Consider the following 23819-nt stretch of genomic DNA (forward strand, 5'->3'; position numbering starts at 1 on the left):
GCCTGAGAAGACAAGCTTCTAGAATGGCCCGCCCCTTAATTCCGAGGCGGGCCTTGTTGATTGTTTGTTCCCACCTATGACGAGTGCGTCATGACGAACTTGGCCACTTCGCTGGCGGTGTCATCTATTACAATGTTCGGATGATCGGCACCGATGCTCAGGGTCAGATGTTCCGTTTCGTTGGTATACGTGCCACCGCCTTTGTCGGCCCAGCCGCTGGTCAGAGTCATGGTGGTTTGCTTGCCGTCCTCACTGTCAACCACATGAATGCCCACACCCGCCAACTTGCCCAGGTCGGTAAGGCCAAGTTCCGCGGCAGTCTGGCCATTGGTGCCCTTGATAGCCACTTCTACCTCCTTGGCAACGCCCAGCAGGGTATTCATGTCTTCTGTGGTTGTGGAAGAATCCACGAGCATGAAGTCAAGACCGGCACCGCCGTCCAGGCTGTCGCCATTATGATACACCATGATATCATTGCCGTCGCCGCCGTACAGGTGATTATTGCCAGCGCCGCCGTCCAGAAAATCATTGCCAGCGCCGCCGTACAGGTGGTCGTCACCAGCGCCACCGTAAAGGTGGTCATTGCCGTCGCCGCCAAAGAGATAGTCGTTGCCGTCACCGCCGTACAGGTGGTCGTCGCCGCTGCCGCCATAGAGGATGTCGTTGCCGGTTCCGCCGTGCAGGGCACCAAGATCAGAATCATTTGCCTCTGTGCCGAAGATCAGCTTGCCGCCGTGTCCGTCCCAGTCGTCTTTATCAATATTGATATGCAGGGTGCCGGTCACAGGAGTGCCGTGCTCGGCATTGTCCGTGACGGAAAAGCCGAAGGTTTCCACAAGAGAACCGTGTTCCTGATACGCGGCGCTCATTTTTCCGATGGCGTCTTCGTCCGTATGCAGCGAGTAGGAGTACTTGCCGTCAGCATCCACATGCATCGTGCCGAACGCCAGTTCTTTGTCGCCTACGGCATCGAAATGCAACACACTGCTGTCGGCATCCGCAGCGAGAGTGCCTGACCAGGCGTGGAACCCGTCCATCCCGGCCAGCAAGGGCACCGGCGCTTGGTTGGTGCCAAGGATGTTCACGGGCAGGTCGTGGTACACGGTTTCGGCATGACCATCACTGACGCCCACAGACACATCGAAGAAATGGTCACCCTCTGTGCCGGCCCTTATGGCTCCAGACAGGGCGGCATCAGCCGTGAATACGTAGCTCCAGTGTCCCTCGCTGTTCTCGGTAAAGCTGAAGACGCCCAGTGCCGCAACGGTGACGTCGCCGCCGTTGGTTATGGCGTATTCCTTACCGTCGTAGCTGAGGAAAAGGCTGAGATGATCCGTAGCGTCGGCATCGTGGAAGGTCAGGCTGCCGCCACTGTGGCCAGCGCCGTCATCAGCCGCGTAGGTCACGAAATCAATGACAGGAGCATCGTTGGCTCCGACGATGGAAACCTTGAGATCCTGCGACACCGTGCCGCCGTGGTTGTCCGCCACTGTAATGGTGAACATCTCATCAGCCTTTTCGCCCACACCCAGTTCATGACTGGTCATATGATAGGTATAGGTACCGTCCGCAGCCAGCGTAAGATTGCCGTACTTGCCTGCAACCGTGATGCTCTGATCGCCCGCGCCGACCTTGACAAAAGAATCGGTTTTCGCCGTCTCGCCGGAAATCACGCTGTAGGTCAGCACGTCGCCGGCATCCTTATCCAGCACAATAGTCTTGCCGGAATCACTTTCCTGTGTATCTTCACGCACCAGCAGCACTTTTTCGAGGCTGACCTGCGGCGCATCGTTGGTGCCCGTAACGTTCACCGTGAGCGCAATGGACTTTGAAACGCCGCCTTCGGCATCCTTGGCGGTCACGTAAAAGACATCCTCAACATTCTGCCCGTCATAGAGGGACTGCACCTTATCGCTGGCGTTGTCGAGGCTGTAGGTATAGTTGCCGTTGCCATCCAGGAACAGGGTGCCGTAGGTTCCGCGGGCCACCATCGAGCCAGTCGCGGCGCTGCTGTTGCTGACCAGAAACGTCAGACTTTCAATGGACCTGTCGTCCTTAATTTGAAGCAGGTCGACAAGGTCGCTCCAGGTACCGTTGAGGGGCGCATCGCCCTCGCTGATACCCATCGACGCCGCCACGCCTGTGGGCGCGTTATTCTTGCCCTCGTAGGTGACGGTGATGGTTTTGTCCGCATAGTCGCCCGCACCATCGGAAATCCGTACGGTAAAGGTGTCGTGTACCGTCTCACCGCTTTTGAGGTCGTGCGGAGCATCGTTGTTGGGGGTATAGGTATACGTCCATTCCCCGTCGGCCCCCTTGACCAACGCCACGCTACCAAGCTGGGCATTCGTTTTCACTGTGCAACTCAGCCCGCCGGTTTCGTCCTTATCCGCATCGGAGGCAACGATGCTGCCGCTGACGGCATGGGCAAAGCGCGGGGCATCAGGATCAGCGGCATCGGGCTGCTCGGTGATGGTGCGGTTGTCGGCGTGGCTGATAACGGGATTGTCGTTGGTGCCCTGAATGGTAATGACGATCTTTTCACCCAAATCCACGCCATTGTGCATCAGGGTAAAACTTTCCGTTCTGGTTTCACCGGCCTTGAGTTCCTGCACCTGTTCCGAACCGTTGAACAGGGTGTACACGTATTCGCCGCTGACGGGATTTACGACAATGTAGCCATATTTGCCGCTGAGTGCCATCTCGCCGTTACCGGCGCTGCTCTGCACCTGATCCCCATCCGCATTCTTGATGCCGATTCCGTAATTGGCTTGCAGTATCGGATGTCCCAATATAGTCAGGTTGCCCCTGACATGGCCCGTGGCGGTCAGGGTATCCTCGGGCGGGGTGCCGCTTCCGATGGTTCTGGCGATGTCGCCCCCATCTTCGCGAATGGTCAGGGCCAGATCGCTGTTATTTTTGTCCAGCTCATAAAACTGATTGACGAGGCTGCCGTCGCCAAAGCCCAGACCGGGTTTGATTTCAATATGCAGTACCTTGGATTCCTGTGAAACGGCACCATGCGGGTCCACCACCACGTAGCGGATGGCCTGCTCAAGATCTGCGCCGCCGGCCTTGCTCAGGGCGTCCTTCAGATGAGTGCTGAATGTATCAAGGTAGTAGGTATACGAGCCGTCCGCACTCATGACAATGGTGCCGTATTCCGTCTGGAGCGCGGAAACGGGAGTACCATCATTGTTCAGCAGCATGTAGCGCAGTTCATTGTGGCTATTGTCCACATCCGTGGCGGTATCGTTCACCTTGCCTGTGGCTATTACGCTGGCCCAGTTGGGGTTGGAGGTGCCGTCGAAATCAGGCAGCATGCCCTGGCGCACCACCGCCTGCTCCACTTCGGTGCCGTGAAGCACAGGGGCATCATTGGTGCCGTCAATCCCTACCCGGATGGTGACGGACTGTTCCACTGTCCTGCCGTCAGCGCCCGTGGCATTGACGGTAACGGTTATGCTGTCTGTGAGGCTGTTGCCCACATTCAGGGCGTTCACCACAGGTTTCGTATTATCAAGCTCATAGGTATAGCTGCCGTCGGCGTGCAGCTTCAGAGTGCCGTACTGGCCGTCAATGGACGTTATGGTATGGCCGTCCTTGCTGAAGCTATAGGCAACATCAGGGTTGTCGCCCAGGGAAACATCGCCCTTGTCCACCACGTTGACGTGGAGCTGCCCCGAGCTGGTAAGCGTTATATCTTCTTTTACATGCAGATCGCCATTGTCCACGACCAGAGGCTTGTCTTCCTGCCCGGTCAGTTCGATGACCAGGGTTTTGTCCGTATACGCATCGAGCTTGTCCAGCACGCGCACGGTGAACGTTTCATCTCTGAGCACCTCATTGAGGTCGAGCTTCTGGAGCTTCGCGGTATCGGTAAGTATGTACTTATACGTGCCGTCTTCCGCCAGATGCAGAAAACCGTACTTGCCTTCTATCACCTGGGTAAGGCTGCCGTCGCTCTGCACGAGGGTGAACCTGAGGCTGACGGACGTGTCGGCCTTGTCCGGATCGGCAGCCGTGAGCTTGCCTGTGAGCTCGGACTTGAGGGGGCTGTCTTCAGTGAGCGATCCCGAGCCGGTGCGGCTGCTCAAAATAAAATCATCCGTGTTTTCCTGCCCGTTGGCCGTGAAATACGGCTTATCATTGGTGCCGTTGACGGTCAGCTCCAGCCGCTGCGTGGTGCAGAAGCTGTCGTCTGTGTGGCGATCGTCCCACACGGCGAGCTCGATCCTGCTGGCGCCGCCGCCCATAAGGCTCGTAAGCAGGGGTTTTTCACCGGCATTGAGCTCGTTTACCTTGGCGCTGGCATTATCCAGCGTGAAAGAGTAATTGCCGTCTTTATCAATGGTGAGGGTACCGTAGCCCTTCACGGTATAGCTGATTCCCTGCTCGCCCTGCCCGGGGCGGACATAGGTCACGCTGCCGTCAGCAGCGGTGATCTTGAAGCCGAACTGAAGGTGCTTGGCCCCGCCTTCGGCATCGGGGTCAGCAGGCATGCTGACCGCCAGTCTGCCTGTGGCGTCCTTGCCGGGTTCGTCCTCATTCGGAATATTGGTTTTCACGCCGCTTTCGGTGACCTGGGCCATCTGCACGTCTGTGGTGGCAAGTTTGACCAGGTCGTCCGCACCGTTGACGGTCACTGTAATGGCTTTGATGTCGAAACCGCCGTTACTGTCCTTGACCATCACATAAAAGGTCTCGGTGGGATGATCCTTGGATGTCAGGTTCTGCACCGCTTCGCTGTCGTTGGCGAGTTTGTAGGTATAGGCGCCGGTTGTCGGGTTCACTTCCAGCGTGCCGTACTTGCCTGTCAGAGACGAAGCAGTGGCGGGCGTGCCGGTGGCGGTGGTTCCGCCAATATAGGCCTCGCCGGCGGCGGCGCTCACCAGATGGTAGGTGTGGCTATCGCCTATGTCATCATCATGGTAGCCAAGCGTCCCTGTCGCCTGCTGCCCGTCCACGCGGTCTTCACCCACGGTAAGGTTGCCGTTGAGCAGTTCGTTTCCGGCATTGTCCACAAATTTGAGAGATGGCTGGTCGTTGGTGCCTGCAATATTGACCTTGATGCTTGTGGACAGGGTGGCGCCTGCCGCGTCCTTCACCGTGATGCCGATATTCTCCGTGACGTTCTGCCCAGCGCGCAGATGCTGCGTATCCGGGTCATCGTTACGAAGCTTATACTCATACGCCCCTGTGGAAGTATTGAGCCGCAGCGTACCGTACGTCGTTTCCCTGGACATCCAGATGCCGTCCGATTCCAGCGTGCCACCCGTGATGCTGTAGGGCTTTTCCGCCAGGGCGGAGTCCGGGTCCGCCACCAGGAGCTGGCCCGTTTTCACGCCCACCCCGGCTTCGGCCACATTGCCGCCGTTCTGGACCCCGGCTTCCTTGAGGCCGCTGAGCGTATCACCGTCCTTGAGATACGGCGGATCATTAACCCCGGTCACCTGTACGGTGAAGGGTTTCGTGGTCCACGCGCCGAATTCGTCCTTGACCAGAACAGTAAAGACGTCGGACCCGGTCTGACCTTCAGCAAGTTTGTTGGCCTTGCTGTCAATGGCGTTATCCACGCTGTAGGAAAGTACGCCGGTGCTGGTGTTGAGGCTCAGGGTGCCGTAGTCGCCCTTCATGGTGATAACGCCGCCTGAAGCCGTATAGCTGAGCTTGTCCGACACTCCCGCGGGAGCCTGCCCCTGAGCTTCAAGCACCGTGCCGCTGCCCAGGCCGAACTCCAGCTTGTGCCCGTAGTCGACATCGTCACCCACGGCTTTGCCCAGAGTATACACGGCCGCGTCGCCGGTTCCATTCACATTGGTGTTGAGGCCCTCGGCGACCTCAAAGCGGTCTTGGCCGGCATTGTAGTGCTGCAGGGAGTCCAGCGAAAGCGTGGGCTGGTCGTTGGTTCCGGTGATGGTCACGCCAATCATGTGCGTGCCGGTGAGGTCACCGGGGTCCGTCACAGATGCCTGAAAGCTGAATTTCAGCACATCATCCTTGGCCAGACTGTCTACATTGGCGGCGATGGTCGCCGCATAGCTCTCCGCAAAGCCCAGATTCGCCAGCGCTTCCGCAGTGGGGCTCAAGGTGAAGGTGTATGAACCGTCTTTTGTATTGAGGTCCAGCAGACCGTAATTGGTAAGAATATACTGGTGCGGCGCGCCATCAGCAGCAGTCGCGGATTTTTCGCCCAGGATTTCCACTGTTGCGGCGCGGTCGGGCATCGTACCATCGATGATGACGCCAAGCGACGTGCCGCCGAAAGAAGGATCGCTGTTTCCCTTGACCACATCCCAAGATTGTGTGCCGTTGCTCAGCCCGTGCACCTTGAAGGTCATCTCGTCATTGGTATTGTCCGGGTCGAACCTGCCGCCTTCGTAGTATCCTTCAATCTTCCCGGTCTGTGTGAGTTCTCCAACGTACGCAACATTACCGTTTTGCACGCCGTCTTCATGCAGACCGATGCCGCTCCACGTCATCAGCGGAATGTCGTTGACGGTATCAATGGTCACATCCACAGCCTGAGAGGTGCTCGCACTGCTGCTGTCCGTCACCTTGATCACGAAGTTCAGCACCGGGTCCTTGCCTTCGTTCAGGCTGTTGACCTTGTCATTGTCCAGCACAAACTTGTAGTCATAGGTGATGCCATTGTTCACCACTGTGGGAGAAAGGGAGCCGTTGTCATTGAAACTGCCGCCCGTAGGCGTGATGATGAACGTGCCGTACTCTCCCTCATACACCAGCGTTCCGTCGCCCTTGTTGACAAGGGTCACCGCCTCGCCTCCGAGGAGCAGCGTCACGGTCTGCGTGTCATGGGCGTCCACATCCTTGACGGTAAAGGAACTGCCGTCCGATTCCTTGCCCCCCGAGACTTTATTGTAAAAGTTGGCACCGGCGTCAGCACTCAGGCCCGACTCCACTACCTCGAGGGCCACGGCGCTATCCGAACCACCGGTGGGCTCATCATTAACGCCGTTAAGGGTGATTTCAATGGGTTTTGTATCATACGCGCCATGGCGGTCAGTAGTAGTCACGTTGAACTTTAGGGTGACGCTGTCACCCTGGTCCAGCGCGTCCGCCGTGGGTGCAAAGGTATAGGTGCCGTCGGGCTTGACCGTGAGCGTGCCATAATTGGTCACAAGCACGGCAGGTTCATTGCATTCAGACGGTGTGGCAGAAGATGTGTTGGTGGAGACGGGCGTGTCGGCTGTGCCGCCGCTCACCTTGCTTTCTGTTGTGTCAAACTCAAGCGAAAGTTTATGGTTGGCCAGTTCAGTATGACCCTCTGAGGTGGTGGTTACGCCGTCGCTGTCCACGTCCGTCACGGTAAAAGTGCCTGTGATAGTGTCGTTTTCCCAGGCGGTGTGCGTGCGAGTAGCCATAATAAGCTCTGGGGCATCATTGGTGCCGTCGATTTTTACGGTCACAGTCTGCTGTTCCGCTGCGCCCTTTTCGTCAGTAACGGTGATGGTGGCAGTGTAGTTGAGCACGTCGCCCGCGCTGAGTTTTTCCACCACATCAGAATCATCCAACGCGAACGCATAGGTATAGGTGGTGGTGGTTCCGCCGTTGGCGTCCGTGACGCTGGCGGGCGTGAGCGTAAACGTGCCGTAGGCGGTTTTGATGCTGTAAACGCCCCCATCAAGCGCCTCAACAGATTTTGCTTCCACAAGCTCACCGCCGGAAAGCACTATCTTGACATTCTGCACGTCGCCCGCGTCGCGGTCGTACACCTTGAAAGAATACTCCGGCGTGCCGCCATCGGCATACTTGCCCGCCACCGTGCCCATAGGGTCTGCAAGGTTGTCGCCCACACCCGCTTCTTCCACGGAAAGAGCGTCCTTGCCCGCAGACGGACCGGTTCTTTCAGGCGCATCGTTGGCCCCCACCAGTTGCAGACTGATGGTCTGCGTGGAAAAAGCGCCTTTCTCGTCCTGCGCCACGACGTCCACTTCGAGCGGCGTATCTTTGAAAGCCTGTCCATCGCGCAGGCGCTGCACATCGGCGGATTTGTTGTACATTTCAAAACGATACTCGCCCGCGTCAGTACCTGACTGAGTTATGACGAACTTGCCATAATAGCCGTTGCCATCCAGATCGCCCGGGGCTTCCGTGGTCAGCACAGGCTGGCCGTCAGCACCGCTCTTGACATACAGAACGCCCACGCTGATTTTTTCGCCATCCTCCTGCACGTGCACAAAACCATAGCGCAGGGTAGCCGTTTCGCCCGCGTCGCGGTCCGCGCCCACGGCATGACCGATGATGCTGCTGGCGGCGTCTTCAGTGATGACGCCCACGCCATCGGTGTCTGGAGCGTCCCAATTTGCCGACACCGTGGGTCGTTCGTTGCTGCCGATGATGGTGATGTCAACCGTTTCACCGCCAGGCGTGTCATGACTGTCGCGCATTTTGGCGAGATCTTTATCAGGAGCGCCATGCTCGTCTTGCACGGTGGGCGTAAAGGAAATTGTTACAGGCTGGCCCTCGGCCAGCTTGTCCACGGTGCTGCCTTCCTTGGTATCGAGGACAAAACGGTACTGGCCGGTTTCGGAATTCAGGTGCAGTTCGCCGTAACCATCGACCTTGTAAACGGTATCAAAACCACCCTGCGGCGTTGCGCTCGAATCGGGCGTGAGGGGCGTGGTTACGCCGTTGATGGTCACGGATTCAAAGCCGTAGGTCAGCTTGTCGCCGTGGTCGGGGTCAACGGCTACAATCTTGCCGGTTACGGTCAACAGATGCTGTCCATCCCCCGTGCCGACCCCCTTGGTGGGATTTTTTTCATCAGAATTAAGAACGTAGCCTTTTTTTTCATCATCATAAACGGGGTTGCCACTGGCCCACACGCCATCGTCTTTCAGCGTCAAATCATTCACGCCCGTGATGTCCGGCGCGTCATTGCTGCCCGTGATGACCACGTTGATGGGCTGAGTGACCGTATGCCCCCTGCCGTCGTTGACCGATATGACGATGCCGTCGGTAACCTGCTCGCCTTGAGCCAGCTGGTCTGTCTTGCTGTACGGCTCTTCCTTGAGGGTATACTCGAAATCAAAAGTAACGTTGGAGCCGCCGCCCTTGGGCGTGATGACCAGGGTGCCGTAGTCGCTCTCAACGGTCGTCGGGCCAGCAAGGCTGACAGCCACGGTCTTGCCGCCAATGCTGACGGTCGCGGTGAGGCTGTCGCCATCGGGGTCTTGCACGGTAAAACTGCCCGTGGCGCGTACCGGGGCGGGAATGGCGGTGTTTTTACCGTCCCACCCGGTTTCTGTAAGCCCGAGCGTGATGGGCGCGCCGCCGGTGCTGAAGGTGGGGGCGAGGTTGTCAAGAACGCCATACGTCCACTCGTCGGTTGACTGCTGCGCGTCAAAAGCCAGACGGTAATCAAGTTCGTTGAGATGCCAGGTGCCTTCAGCAAGGCTCATATTGGCATACTCGCTATAGCGCGCGCCGCGCTCGGCACTGGCCGCAGGCCCGGCAGCGGGGAGCAGATCAGGCCCGAATGCCTGAAAAAAATCCGTGCCCGCGATTATCTGATCATCGATCTGAAATTCCGGCATTTCTTCTTTATTGTATGCCGTATAAAAATTCTGCAATTCTATTGATGCACCGTCGCCAAACTGAAAAAACAGGCTATTGGAACCCTCGGGCCGGTCAATGTTCACCTGATCCGCCGGAAAATCCAGAATCATGCGGGCATCAGGAGTGCTGGGCACAACAATATGCTGTCCTTGGGCCGGGCGTGAAAGCTTGACGTCTGCCATGTGAATGCACCTTTCCTACAGGCTTCCTGGTAAAGAAGAACTGCGTTTTAGAAAATACGTACAAAATAAAAAAGCTGGCCCGCGCCATAAACCAGACGGCGCGAAACAAGCGATGCAAAAAAGGCACCAATATAGTGTAAAGAAGAGGAAGAGAAATCTTCCACGCAGAATGAATCACCGCACAGCGCAAAAGCTGCCATAGCGCGGAGATCTTCGCGAACATCATGGCCCTGATTACGCAACAGGCCCAATGAAGCGTTAAGGCAAATGGGGAAATTCAGGGGCAATTTCCGCTACAAGAACGTAAACAAAGGCATCTGACAGCAAAGCACACTTCAGACGCTATGAACAACAGTTCTCGTTCTTGGCAAGCCGAATTTAACGTCATGCCTATATACATGTCAAGAATTATAATTCTGACATTGTATTTTTAATTACCACCGTGCTGCTATGCTTTGACAGCGCTACACCACAGTTTCTGTTTCTGGCAGGCAGTTCTGACAACTCCGAAGCCGCCAAACACGGCAATCCATGCAGTCATATCTGCCCCATATTCCCTTACCGAAATACAACTTCTTGTGTCGGGATTCACACATGCTGATGCATGGCAGCGCCAGGCAGTTGCCCGCTGCGGCAACTGCGCCTTCGTACTTTTCCATCAGGCTTTGCTGCACAAATCAGGTCAGGTTTTTCACGTTTGTAGCGGACAGATTATCGGATGGCTCCGTAAAATATAAAATTGCACATTAAAGATACGACAGCATTGCTGTCAAAGCAGCAGTGCGCACTGTTCAAGCAGCCTTTTACAGTCATGTTGTATCTGAAACCTATTGCCTTTGAAACGCCCCACATTTCAATTTGGCATTCTGCCGGAAAACGCGATTTGCGGTAGCCGTCAGCGGGTCTTTACCGCTTACGGATAACCAATGCTGTCTTTGCGGCAGCCGTTGCTTTAAGCCTGCGTCGCAACGGCTGAAGCTCGGCAGAACCCGCGCCATGCTGCGGCACGCTGCACTTTAGAGCAGTTAACTTATTTCATTCGTAAACCGCTCTTGTGCAGCGTTAGGGTATGTACCCTTTTTCAAGGGTAACATGCTCTATACGTATGCATCCTTCTTTACTTTTTTGTGATGAGGCCCGTAATTTTCGCCTGCGGACAAAAAAAGAGAACCGTAAGTAATATAGCAATGTCGGGCATACAAAAACAGCTGCGCCATCACGATAGCGCGGCGCATACCGGCACTGCGGGCAACATTCCATTTGCGCAAGCCGTCCACAGCCGTCATTGGCAACGCCCTGCAGCCGGGCGGTCAGAGCGGGCGACTGCGTTTCGGGCGGCCGACTGTGAGGCCGTTGCGTCAGTGCGCCCGCTGGGGTATTCATACGCCTCGCCAGACGAAGCAGTCGGGACAGGCGGTGTGCAGGGGCAGGCGGCGTGCAGGGAGCCTGAACGCGGAAATCGCTCATGGTACGCCCCGCCTGCGTGCGGCGCTTACGGGCCATGCCTGATCTTTGCTGCCAGCAAAAAACGCATGTGCGGGCGACACGCCATTACCCCGGGCATATTTATTATTGATAGCGCTGGAGAACCTCTTGGCATTTTTGAGCATGCAGGGTGTGACCCTGAACCTTGGCGGCAAGCCGCTGCTGGACGCGGCGGACCTTTCCGTTGAAACCGGCGAACGGCTTTGCCTCATCGGCCGCAACGGCGCGGGCAAATCATCGCTGCTGGCGCTTCTTGGCGGTCAGTTTCAGCCGGATTCGGGCATCATCATCCACCCCGGAACCCAGATAGGGCAGATGCCCCAGGACGTGCCCGAAGACTGGCAAGGTTCCGTGTTTTCCCTGGTGGCCGAGGCCCTTGGCGACGAAGGCAAGGCCCTTGCCGCCGCTCATAACGGAACGGGGCTTGACACGGCCGTCACCAACAGCGCGGAGGCGGCCAATCACGCGCCTTTTGACGGCAGCGCCGCCGGGCAGGGGGCCGACCTCCACCTGACTTCAGACTGGGAGCGCTACGGCGAGGTCCTCGCCGTCATCAACCATCTGGAGCTGGACCCGGATGCCGAGTTCGCCTCACTTTCGGGCGGCACAAAACGGCGTGTGGCACTGGCGCGGGCGCTCGTCTGCTCTGAAGACCTTATTCTGGACGAACCGACCAACCACCTTGATCTGGCTACCATAACCTGGTTGGAAAACTTTCTGCTGCGCAAGGCCCGCACCCTGATTTTCGTCAGTCATGACCGGGCTTTTTCCCGGCGACTCGCCACGCGGGTGGTGGAGATCGACAGGGGCAAGCTGCACAGCTATTCCTGCGGCTTCGACCGCTACCCCGAGCGCCGTGAAGAACGCCTGGCCGCCGAAGAACGCGCCTTTGCGCTTTTTGACAAAAAACTCGCCCAGGAAGAGGCGTGGATACGTCAGGGCATCAAAGCCCGCCGCACGCGCAACATGGGCCGGGTGCGCGCCCTTGAGGCCCTGCGGGTCGAGCGCGCCGAGCGGCGCGACAAACAGGGCAACGTGAGTATGGCCGCGCAGGAGGCCGGGCGTTCGGGCAAGCTTGTCATCGAGGCGGACAACGTCGCCTTTGCCTACCCCGGCAAGCCGCCGCTTTTCAGCGGATTTTCCACCATCATCCAGCGCGGCGACCGCGTGGGCCTTATCGGCGACAACGGAACCGGCAAAACCACCCTGCTGCGCGTGCTGCTTGGCGAGCTGGCCCCGACGGAAGGCGCGGTGCGCCTTGGCACCAATTTGCAGATCAGCTACTTTGACCAGCTGCGCGAGAGCCTGGACCCGGAAGAAAGCGTCATGGACAGCGTGGCGGAAGGCAACGACGTGGTCACCGTGGGTGGCAACACGCGCCATGTGGCCGGATATCTGCAGGATTTTCTCTTTACCCCTGACCGCCTCCGCCTGCCGGTCAAGGCGCTGTCCGGCGGCGAGCGCAACCGCCTGCTGCTGGCAAAGCTTTTTACCCGGCCCTCCAATTTGCTGGTGCTGGACGAACCCACCAACGATCTGGATGTGGAAACGCTGGAACTTCTTGAAGAACTGCTGGCGGAATATTCGGGCACAGTGCTTATTGTCAGCCATGACCGGAGCTTTCTGGACAATCTCGTCACCAGCGTCATCGCCCTTGAAGGCGACGGCAAGGCGCACGAATACGTTGGCGCGTACACGGACTGGCTGCGCCAGCGCCCCGTCCCGACACAGGACAAAAAACCCGATGAAAGAAACGGCAGGTCAGGCCCGCAGACATGCCAGCAGGCAGGCCAACAGCCGCCCGACAGGCCCCGCCGCCGCAATTTCAAGGAGCAGCGGGAATTCGACCTGCTGACCGGGGAACTGGAAGCCCTGCCGGGGCGTCTGGACGCGCTGGAGCAGGAGCAGGCACGCCTTGAAACGGCCCTGGCAGACCCTGAGCTTTTCACCAGGGATCCGGCTGCCTTTACCCGCACAACCGAACGCCTTGCCGCGCTGGAAGAAGAGCAGACGGAACTGCTGTTACGCTGGGAAGCAGTGGAGCAAAGGCTGGAAGAGCTCGGCTAGGAAACGCTGATTTATTCCGTTTGGCGGCGTTGCTTCACTTTTTTTGAAACAGTCGAGGACGGAAGAGTCCACTCCTGCTTCAAAAAAAGAGCGCGCCTTGCCAAACGAAACAACTGCGCGTTTCCAACAGGCTCTTTAATCAGTGTTTTCTTAGAGCAATTTAACTTTTAGAGCATTTTCACTTTGAAATTGCTCTGGTGACTGCGTGAGCAGGCGCCCGCAGCGAAGGCGTAAGCGCAATTTATTTGCGCTGCTAAGCGCCGAAGTATGCGTGTCTTAAACTTTGAGAATGTCTATTCTCAAAGTTAATTTGGTCTAAATTGCTCTGACGGCTGCGTGAGCAGACGTTCGCTACTGAGGCGTAAGCGCAGTTTATCTGCGCGGTTAAACGCTGAAGTGAGCGTGCCTTAAACTTTGAGAACGTATATTCTCAAAGTTAATCTGCTCTAACAACGGGCCCCTCCCCCACAAAGCATTCATCCTTTATTATTCACCCTACCCATTACCGCTTGCCAAATTTGGCGAGCATGTCCTGAAAGGGCCTGTGCCCCTGCTCCGGCTTTTGGCGCTCCTGACGATTGTCAGTTTTGGGCCGCGGCCTGTTTTCGCGCGCGGACTGCGGCTTTGCGACCTTGGGTTCGCGGCCCTGATCGCGTGCCTGATCGCGAGTCCGCTCCCGTGCCGGGGCCGCTTCCGGATTTTTGCGCATGGACAGGGATATGCGCTTGCGGGCCGCGTCCACCTCCAGCACGGTGACGCTTACCTGCTGCTGCACGGTCACCACCGTGTGCGGGTCGCTGACAAAGTTGTCCGCCAGCTGACTGATGTGCACCAACCCGTCCTGATGCACGCCTATATCCACAAAAGCGCCGAAGTTGGTCACATTGGTGACGATGCCCGGCAGGCGCATGCCCGCCTCGAGGTCTTCAATGCGCGTCACGCCCTCGGCAAAGGCAAAGGCCTCAAAGGCCTCGCGCGGGTCGCGGCCAGGCTTTTCCAGCTCGGCAAGGATGTCGCGAAGCGTGGGCAGCCCCACGGTTTCCGTCACATAGGCCTCGGGCCTGATGCGCCGTCGCATTTCGGCGTCGGCAAGCAGGCCTGACACGGAGCAGCCGAGATCAGCGGCCATTGCCTTGACGATTCCATAGGATTCGGGATGCACGGCTGAAGCGTCCAGCGGATTGGCCCCCCCGTGGATGCGCAAAAACCCAGCCGCCTGCTCAAAGGCTTTGGGCCCGAGGCGCGGCACTTTTTTCAGATCCTTGCGCTGGGCAAAGGGGCCGTTGGCTTCGCGGTAGGTCACCACAGACCTGGCCAGCGCCGGGCCGAGGCCGGAAACATGCGTCAGAAGCTCCACGCTGGCCGTGTTCACCTCCACCCCCACCGCGTTCACGCAACTTTCAACCACATCGTCCAGGCTCTTTTTCAGGTCAGCCTGGTCCACATCGTGCTGATACTGGCCAACGCCAATGGCCTTGGGGTCTATCTTCACCAGTTCGGCCAGCGGGTCCATAAGCCTGCGACCGATGGAAGCAGCGCCGCGCACCGTAAGGTCCAGGTCGGGAAATTCGCGCCGCGCCGTTTCGGAGGCCGAATACACGCTGGCCCCGCTCTCGCTGACCACAAGCACAGGAAGCGAAAGCTGCAACGAGCGCACGAGGCTTTCCGTCTCGCGCCCCGCCGTACCGTTGCCAATGGCTATGGCCTCGGCCCCGTAGTCGGCAGCGAGCTTGCGCACCTTGTCCCCGGCGTCCTTGCGCTGGCCCTCGCTCAAAATATGGATGAGGTCATGGTGCAGCAGCGCGCCCTGCGCGTCCAGACACACGATCTTGCAGCCAGTGCGAAAGCCTGGGTCAATGGCGAGAACGCGCTTTTGCCCCAGCGGCGAGGCCAGCAAAAGCTGGCGCAAATTCCTGGCGAACACGGCAATGGCTTCGCTTTCGGCTTTTTTACGCAGGGTCGCGCGCAGTTCCGTTTCCAGCGAGGGTGCGAGCAGGCGTTTATAGCCGTCGTCCACGGCTTCGCAAACCTGCTGCCCCGCTGGCGAGGAATTTTTGGCAAACATGCCCCGAAAAAGCGCCTGGGCCGGTTCGGCTTCCGGCAGAAAGCGCAGGGTCAAAACGCCCTCCGCCTCACCACGCAGCATGGCGAGCAGACGATGCCCCGCGGCCTTGGCGGCGTTTTCCTGCCAGTCAAAATAGTCGCGGAACTTGGCCCCCTCCTCTTCCTTTCCCTTGGCCACGCTGGACGCCGCCACGGCTTTGCGGGCGAAATACTCGCGCATGGATGCGCGGGCCGCAGCGTGCTCGCTGGCAATTTCAGCAATGATGTCACGGGCTCCGGCCAGAGCGGCCTCTACGGACTCCACGCCTTTTTCCACATCCACAAAAGGCTTCGAGGCTTCTTCAGGCAAGAGGCTGGCGGCCTGCTCCAGCAGGGTCAGGGCCAGCGGCTCAAGGCCTTTTTCTCTGGCCATTGTGGCGCGGGTGCGCCGCTTGGGGCGGTAGGGAAGGTACACGTCTTCCAGAGCCGTCATGGTTTCGGCGGCCATGACGCTGGCGCGAAGTTCGTCAGTGAGCAGATCCCGCTCGGTCAGGGACGCGAGAACGGCCTGCCGCCGCGCTTCCAGCTCGCGCAACTGCGTGAGCCTGTCGCGCACGGCGGTGACGGCCACTTCGTCCAGCGAGCCGTGCGCCTCTTTGCGGTAGCGGGCTATAAAGGGAATGGTGGCCCCTTCGTCCAGGAGTTCTGCCACGGCCTTGGCCTGACCTGGGGCAATGCTCAACTCTTTAGCGATCTGCTCAAAAAACTGCACAAAAAATCCTTTGGTTCGGTGAAGAAAAACAGGGCCGCAGGGGCGGCGTGCGCCGACGGGCGCTCACGGCAGTACATACCGTTTTTGCATATGCCCGGCAAGGAGATACGGTCGAGGAGGAGGCAGGCAGCTGACGCAACAGGGATGAATGCACGAGCGAATTCTTGAGCATCCCCAGCATGCCTGCGCGCAGCCACCCCGGCATTTCAACGTGAAAAGGCCCCAACGGTTTGGTTGTGCAGTTGACCGGACCGAAGAAGTGAACCCACTTCTTCGGCTTCGTTTCATTCGTGTCTCCTATGGCAGGAGCACTGACGTTTCATTGCATGCGTTGTGGAAGGATCGAGCAATCATCGCAACATCAGGACAGCTTCCAGACGGCGTGAGTTTGCCGCACCATGCCCTGTTGCCGGAAGACGCGCCGAAAGCGCTTCATATTGCTCCCGCCCGAATTTGAAAAAGTAGCTCAACGTGCCGTGCACATACCCTGTCAGTTCTTTCCGGCCCGCCGCATACCCAACCTACCCTATACTTCTGAAAATATATCTGTCTTGAGTCAAACAATAACTGATGCGGTACTCAAATGGAGTGTCAGCATTGCTGTACACAAGCGATGTAATTTTAAGCAATGGCGTACTCGCCGGAATGTCAAGCAAACCTGCTTCCTCATTTTCTGCACAAACTGCCGCAAACAATTCATCTGTTTTCAATGTCGGAGTGCCATATTCTTCTTCAAGGAGAATGAAAAGTGGAATATTTTCAAGTTTTGCCCGGCATAGCGTATTAAGATCGGGAAATTGCTTTGCTGAAAGATAGGAATACGCGAGTACATATTTTTGCCCATCTTCGCTAAAAAGTCGAATTATTTTATATAATTCTTCACTACCATCAATGTTCAGAGCGTTGTTGATGGAGTCGACAGCAGAAATTCGTTCAATTGAATGAAGAAAAACCGAGTTATCCGATTCTACTCCGCCAAAATTTTTGAGCAACAGGTAGTACCGCCGATATTGACGATGAAAGGATGGCCCCGCCACATAGGTGCCGCTACCCTGCCGCCGAAACAGTACACCTTGATGCACCAAATCAAGCATTGCACGCTTTACTGTTCCCACGCTCATGCCACAAGCATCAGCAAGCTTGCGTTCAGGGGGGAGCAGTTCTCCTGATTTCCAGAGCCCCTCCTTGATACCAGCAGAAATGGCTAGCTGTAAAAGCTTGTACGCCGGCAAATAGTCAGCATTAGAAATTGAAAGCCTTTGATTTTTGAAAAATACGGAAAAGTCCTGCACGTAATGTTCCTTGGCATTTAAAATAACCGCGCACAAAATCCACGCCCACACAGTTCAGGCTTTTACATGTCAACTTGCCTGGATAATTAGTTATATTTTCAAAAGCCGAACACCCTTCAACCATGTGCAGCGCTCGGCGCATCGTGGCGCGAATGATATATATGTCTACATAAAGCAACCTTTATTGTCAATGAATAGAAAGCGATCATCTTGTTTTATGGCTGGTTAAGGCTAGCAACAGGATTTAGTCCTCTTCCATGTGAAATTGATATTGACGATGATACATATATATGTATATACCAATTCAACGGCTAACTCAAACGACACACACTCACAGGGGATACCGTGCTTGTATTTCAATAAGCACAATAAAATCAGTAAAATATAAAATACTTAGAGAGGAGAGGCGTCAACGAGAGAGCATGGTTCTTTGCGCTAGCGGCTGATAACTCAGCGGATCCGTAGACTTGAGCCAAACAAGGAGATTGTGAGAATGAATTATCCCGTCATTGACACCGATGTCCTCATAATTGGTGGCGGCAGTGCCGGAGCTATGGCAGCCATCAGGGCAAAGGATCAAAATCCTGATCAACGTGTGCTGGTGCTGGAAAAAGGAGATATTAAATACTCCGGGTGCATCGCCAGGGGCATGGACGCAATGAACATCGTTGCCATGCCGGGCATAAGCACGCCGGAAGAATACCTGGAAGGCAACGGCATATCCTGTGAAGGCATCATGGACGAACCGGTCAACTATCGCATGGCTGAACGGAGCTATGAAACCATGCAGCGCCTGATCGATTGGGGTGTGTGCTTTCCAAAATTTGATGGCGATTATGAAGTCTTGAAAGTACACCCCAAGGGCCGTTTTTGCGTCACCATGAAGGAGCCCGAACTTAAGCGTATTCTGGCTGAACGCGCTGCAAGTCTCGGGGCAAAGGTCATGAACCGCACCATGGCCCTGCGCCTGCTCATGCAAAATGGCGAAGTAAGTGGGGCCATTGCGCTAAATGTCCGCACAGGCGAGCCTTCCGTTATCCGAGCCAAGGCCACCATCCTGAGTTCAGGCGGCACGGCAAGATTCGGCCTGCCTGACAATGGGCATCTATACGGAGTCTATGATTTTCCCGGCAATACCGGGGACGGCTACATGCTGGCTTTCAACGCGGGAGCAGAACTGTCCGGCTTCGAATACACCCTTGTCTACTATATCACCAAGGATATTAATGCCCCACTTTTATATATCACGCTGACCAGGGGCGCGCACCTGCTGAACGCCTTTAACGAGCGCCGTGACAAAGAGCATCCATCCATTAAAAGCATGTTTATGGAACATCTTGACAACAAAGGCCCTTTGCGCATCCAGCTCAAGCATCTTCCTGAAGAAAAAATACGCGAAATAGAAGAAATTCTTTTCACCACAGAGCGCCCGGCTTGTGAACGATTTCATGCCGGGAGGGGAAATGATTTCCGCACGGGTGAAATCGAGCTGTGGCCTACAGAGGTTTTTCTTTGTGGCGGGCACGGCCTGACGGGCGTGCGCATCAATGAGCATGGCGAAACAAATATTCCTGGGCTGTACGCCGCCGGAGACACATCCTTATGCGCGCGGGGGCATCTTTCCGGCGCATTTGTATACGGAGAGATCTGCGCGGAAAGCGCCACTGACCGGGCCCGGCATACGGATTTACAGCCGGTTGACCAGGAACAGGTGGAAAGCGTGCTGCGGAAGCTTGACGAACGCCGCGCCCAATCAAGCAACCCCATTTCTATTGAAGAATTCGAATACAAAGTGCGCCGTATCATCGGCGACTATCTCAAACCACCAAAAAACGACTACAAGCTGGACAGGATGCTCTGGTGGGTGGAGCGCTTCCGTGAGGAGCTTGGCACCATGGTTCGTGTCGAGAGCGTGCATGACCTGTTCAAAGCCCTGGAAGTGGAAAACATCATCAACTGTGCACACCTCAGCGCGGTAGCTTCCAAAGAACGCAAGGAAACACGCTGGTTCCCCTGGCATTACCGTACCGACTTCCCTGAAACGGACAATGTAAACTGGCTGAAACACGTGGTGTTGACAAAGGGGGAGGCTCCTGGCGCAGTTAACGTTGAACACAAGGGAATCCTCAAAATGAAGGGAGGGCTGGAATAATGAGCCCTAGCTATCTTGAATCACTGGAAGACAACATCAAGATTGACAAAAATGCCTGTGTTTTCTGTGGTAAATGTGCCGATCGATGCATCCTGGACAATATACGCCTCAAGCTTTCCCCCTGCCGCCAGGCCTGCCCGCTTGGCGTGAATGTGCAGGGATATGTGCAACTTATCCTGCGCGGCAAAGATCAGGAAGCCCGTGACATGGTACGCGAAAAGCTGCCCTTTCCCCAGATTGTATGCCGCATTTGCGACCATCCTTGTGAAAAATTTTGCGAAAAAGGCAAGGCTGGCGACGGCCCCGTAAACATACTCGCTCTTAAGCGCTATCTGTTTGATTCTCCCGAGGGGCAGCAGTTTACCATTCCGTGCAAAGGCCCTTCCACTCATAAGCACATTGCCGTGATCGGCGCTGGACCAGCCGGCATCACGGCCGCATATGACCTTGCGCTGAAAGGGCATGCCGTCACCCTGTTTGACGCCGCCGCAGAACCGGGAGGCTTGTTGCAGGGTGGCATTCCCGCATTTCGCCTTTCCGCGCAAACTGTGCGGGACGAGCTTTCCATCCTGACAAAACTGGGCATCAATCTACACATGCGCTGCCAGATAGGCAGGGACATATCCCTGAAGGAAATTATGGCGCAGCATGATGCCGTAATTCTTGCAACTGGGCTTCATCGCGCCAAAACGCTTGGCGTCCCGGGTGAAGAGCTTGGCGGCGTACTGTCGGCGTTACCCTTTCTGCAGGCAGTCCGCGCGGGCAAGGGACCGCAACTTTCGGGGCATGTGCTTGTTGCGGGCGGCGGCAACACAGCCATAGACACAGCCTTGGTGGCCCTGCGCCAAGGCGCAGAGCAGGTCAGCATACTTACGCTGGAAAGTGAAAATGATTTGCCCGCCTCAAAGGAAGAATTGGCTCAGGCATATGCTGAGGGGGTACATGCCAAACATTCTTGCGCCATTATAGAACTCATTGGCCAAAACGGCCAGGTTGCCGGTGTTGTCACGAAACACTGCACATCCGTTTTTGACGCGGACGGACGCTTCGCCCCTGTTTATGACGACGTCTATGCACAGATTCACGCCTCATTTGTTATCGTGGCCATCGGCCAAGAAAGAGACGCTTCAGTACTGGCAGCTAGCGACATCACCATCCAGGATGTGTTTGACGCCGACCCTCTTACCCTGCAATGCGGACAGACGAACGTCTTTGTTGCAGGCGACGTGAAGGCAGGCGGATCGGTCATAAAGGCCATGGCTTCCGGTCGCGAGGCTGCCATTTCAGCGTCCCGTCATGTACTTGGGGAGCATCTGCGCTTTGAAAGGGGCTACCCCGGCCCCGTAATTACGGAATTTTCCGTTGACCATACCTGCGGCTCGAAAATGGACAGGATAGAGATGTCTCGTCGCGCATGGGAGGGGCCTGGAGACTCTCGTCCTCTTGATCTGCCGCTCAGTGAGGAAGATGCCCGCAAAGAAGCGGCACGCTGCCATTCCTGCGGGGGCCCTTACGGCAAACACAGAACTTGCTGGTTTTGCCTGCCCTGCGAGGTGGACTGCCCGGAAAAGGCACTTTGGGTGGACATCCCTTACCTGCTGCGGTGAGGACACATGCGAATCAGTACGTAACTGCAACCAATATGGGGGAATTCCATGCTGTTGAACAAACTGATGCGATTACTTCCTATCTGTTTAGCTGGAGCGCTCTTTTGGGCGATCATGGGCCCCACCCAGATCCTGGCCAAGGGAGATACTCTTACCGTCGCTTATCCAGCAGACCCCAAGACCCTTGATCCACATATGACTCAGGATTCTACCTCCAATAACACCATGCGACAGATATATGAATCCTTGGTCACTCTCGATGAAAAAGGCAACATTGTCCCCGTATTAGCTGAAAAATGGGAACCGTTGGAAGGCAACAGGGGCTATACTTTCCATCTGAAAAAGGGCGTCAAATTCCACAATGGTGAAGAATTGAAAGCTTCCGATGTGCTTTTCACCTTCACCAGGGCAACAAGCCCTCTTGCCGGCTCCGTGCATGCATTCAGCAGTTTTATTGACGCCGCCAATATGAAAATCATTGACGACTACACTATAGTTATTCCCACAAAGCAGCCCATGGGCACCTGTTTTCTAGAGTCAATGAATCACCCCTGGTCTTCCATCCTCAGCCAGAAGGCAGTGGAAAGCGCCGGCAGAACATACGGACAAAGCCCCGTGGGCACCGGCCGCTACAAATTCGTGTCCTGGAACAAAGGCGACCGTGTCGTCATGGAACGCTTTGAAGATTACCACGGCACAAAAGCAAAAATCAAAAATCTGATTATCCGTGCAGTGGTTGAAGGCACCAGCCGCACCATCGAACTTGAGAGCGGGGCTGTAGATGTAGCAAATGAAATTCCTTACATAGATGTGCCGCGCATCGAGAGCAATCCAGACCTCACCATGGTGCTGCGCCCAGGCCAGGTTGTGGTAATCCTGAGTCCAGACGTAACCAAGGCTCCTTATGACAAGCTTGAGGTGCGGCAGGCCATGAATATCGCCATCGACCGAAAGGGGATCGCCAAAGCAATCTTCAGAGGATATGGCGATGTTTCCACAGGCCCTGTTTCTGCACAAATCAAGTACAACAAGCATGACAAGACCCCTGTTCCAAAGGTTGACATCGCCAAGGCCAAGGAACTTCTGGCAAAAGCAGGATACCCCAACGGATTTAAAGGGCAGTTGATCGCTCCCGACAGGCCGGAGTACCTTGCGCCCATGACCGTCATACAGGAAAATCTCCGTGCGATTGGCATGGATATGGAACTGCGCGTGTTCGAATGGGGAACCTACCTTGACGCCATCCGTCAGCCGGGGCACGCTCCGTTCGTATGGTACCACTGGGGTGGCGGTCCCGCGCTTGATCCCTTCTTTTTCCTGACTCCTGCATTCCACTCCGTATCCATTGGGCAAACCAACCGGTCTTTCCTCAATGACCCGCATATGGACAAATTGCTCGACAAAGGCGCTGCCCTCAACGATGGGCCCGAGCGCCAGGCAGTATACGAGGAACTTTGGGATTACATCAACGCGACGCTTCCCTGGATCAGTGTGGCTGAACCTAACAGAACCTTTGCAACAACCGCGAAGTTGCGCGGTGTGAACTTTACTCCCAGCGCGATTACGTATTACGGCTCAGCGTATTTTGAGTAGTAAATACAGGTGAACGGGCCGCCCGGCTTGTCTGGCCGGGCGGCTCTCGCCACTACAGGGGGCATATTATGCTTGCATATATTTTCAAGCGTATTCTGGCGGTCATTCCTGTTATGCTTGCCGTTACCTTTCTTCTTTTCACCCTTCTCTACCTGACGCCAGGCGACCCAGCTATCATGGCATTGGGCGAAGATGCCCCACCGGAGAGCATTGCCCAATTCAAGAGAGAGCATAATCTGGATAAACCCTACCTGGTGCGCTACGCATACTTCATATATAACGCCGTAGTGCATCAGGACATCGGCACATCTTATGTAACTCGCCGCCCAGTGGTGCAGGAACTCAACACTGCCTTTCCCGTAACCATCCATCTCGCATCCGGGGCGATTGTTATTGCCACCGTATTGGGCATTGGCTTTGGCATCATCTGCGCCATCAAGCAGTATTCCATATTTGACAACCTGACCATGGTCATAGCCATGCTCGGCATCTCAACGCCCATATTCTACCTGGGGATACTCCTGATCCTGTTTTTTTCCGTCCGGCTGCATTGGCTGCCATCATCGGGGTTCAACGACCTCAGCCAGCGGATACTGCCCTGGATCACGTTATCAGCAATGTCCATGTCCATCATCACGCGCATGACGCGCTCAAGCATGCTTGAAGTCATACGGTCCGACTATGTGCGCACGGCACGCGCCAAAGGGCAGAAAGAACTTACGGTGATACTGCGCCATGCTCTGCGCAATGCCCTGATTCCCATTATCACTATCGTGGGCATTCAATATGGGCACCTGCTCGGCGGCTCCATCCTGGCCGAATCGGTTTTTTCCATCCCCGGAGTTGGAAGGCTGGCGGTCGAAGCCATCAAGTCGCGCGATTTTCCCATTGTTCAGGGAGCGGTCATGTATATCGCTTTGACATATGTTGTACTGAACCTGGTGGTGGATCTTTTATATGCCTGGGTCGACCCCAGGTTACGTTCTCATTTACGATGATTCTCCACGCAGAACCCGGACATCAGGGGATCCGGTTCGTCACCAA

General features: G+C 56.2%; 9 protein-coding genes. 5 read left to right on the forward strand and 4 right to left on the reverse strand.

Annotation, left to right across the window (positions count from 1 at the left end; translation table 11 throughout):
• Nucleotides 1–74: 74 nt before the first annotated feature.
• Nucleotides 75–9764, reverse strand: a complete 9690-nt coding sequence (locus ACZ5DH_RS11450; RefSeq protein WP_464254401.1) for a VCBS domain-containing protein — start codon at nt 9762–9764, stop codon at nt 75–77.
• Between the two features lie 1097 nt (nt 9765–10861).
• Entirely contained in the window at nt 10862–11050 is a 189-nt protein-coding gene (locus ACZ5DH_RS11455; RefSeq protein ID WP_464254402.1) for a hypothetical protein, read from the reverse strand.
• A gap of 307 nt (nt 11051–11357) precedes the next feature.
• On the opposite strand from ACZ5DH_RS11455, the gene ACZ5DH_RS11460 reads away from it, so the two are divergent.
• Nucleotides 11358–13316 (forward strand): ATP-binding cassette domain-containing protein, encoded by a 1959-nt coding sequence (locus ACZ5DH_RS11460; RefSeq protein ID WP_464254403.1) that lies wholly within the window; start codon nt 11358–11360, stop codon nt 13314–13316.
• A gap of 502 nt (nt 13317–13818) precedes the next feature.
• On the opposite strand, the gene ACZ5DH_RS11465 is transcribed toward ACZ5DH_RS11460, so the two are convergent.
• On the reverse strand, nt 13819–16131 hold the full coding sequence (locus ACZ5DH_RS11465) for a Tex family protein (protein ID WP_464254404.1): 2313 nt from the start codon (nt 16129–16131) through the stop codon (nt 13819–13821).
• Nucleotides 16132–16652: 521 nt separating this feature from the next.
• Entirely contained in the window at nt 16653–17423 is a 771-nt protein-coding gene (locus tag ACZ5DH_RS11470; RefSeq protein ID WP_464254405.1) for a GntR family transcriptional regulator, read from the reverse strand.
• Between the two features lie 493 nt (nt 17424–17916).
• On the opposite strand from ACZ5DH_RS11470, the gene ACZ5DH_RS11475 reads away from it, so the two are divergent.
• The 4 genes from ACZ5DH_RS11475 (at nt 17917) to ACZ5DH_RS11490 (ending at nt 23773) form a co-directional block, all read left to right on the forward strand.
• Complete coding sequence (locus tag ACZ5DH_RS11475; RefSeq protein WP_464254406.1) at nt 17917–19575, forward strand: FAD-binding protein; 1659 nt, start codon at nt 17917–17919, stop codon at nt 19573–19575.
• Nucleotides 19575–21182, forward strand: coding sequence for an FAD-dependent oxidoreductase (locus ACZ5DH_RS11480; RefSeq protein ID WP_464254407.1), 1608 nt, complete (start codon nt 19575–19577; stop codon nt 21180–21182). The genes ACZ5DH_RS11475 and ACZ5DH_RS11480 overlap by 1 nt, the downstream gene beginning before the upstream one ends.
• 48 nt (nt 21183–21230) lie before the next feature.
• Entirely contained in the window at nt 21231–22775 is a 1545-nt protein-coding gene (locus ACZ5DH_RS11485) for an ABC transporter substrate-binding protein (protein ID WP_464254408.1), read from the forward strand.
• A 68-nt stretch (nt 22776–22843) separates the two neighbouring features.
• Nucleotides 22844–23773 (forward strand): ABC transporter permease, encoded by a 930-nt coding sequence (locus ACZ5DH_RS11490; protein ID WP_464254409.1) that lies wholly within the window; start codon nt 22844–22846, stop codon nt 23771–23773.
• Nucleotides 23774–23819 lie beyond the last annotated feature (46 nt).

The organism is Desulfovibrio simplex (assembly GCF_055387835.1).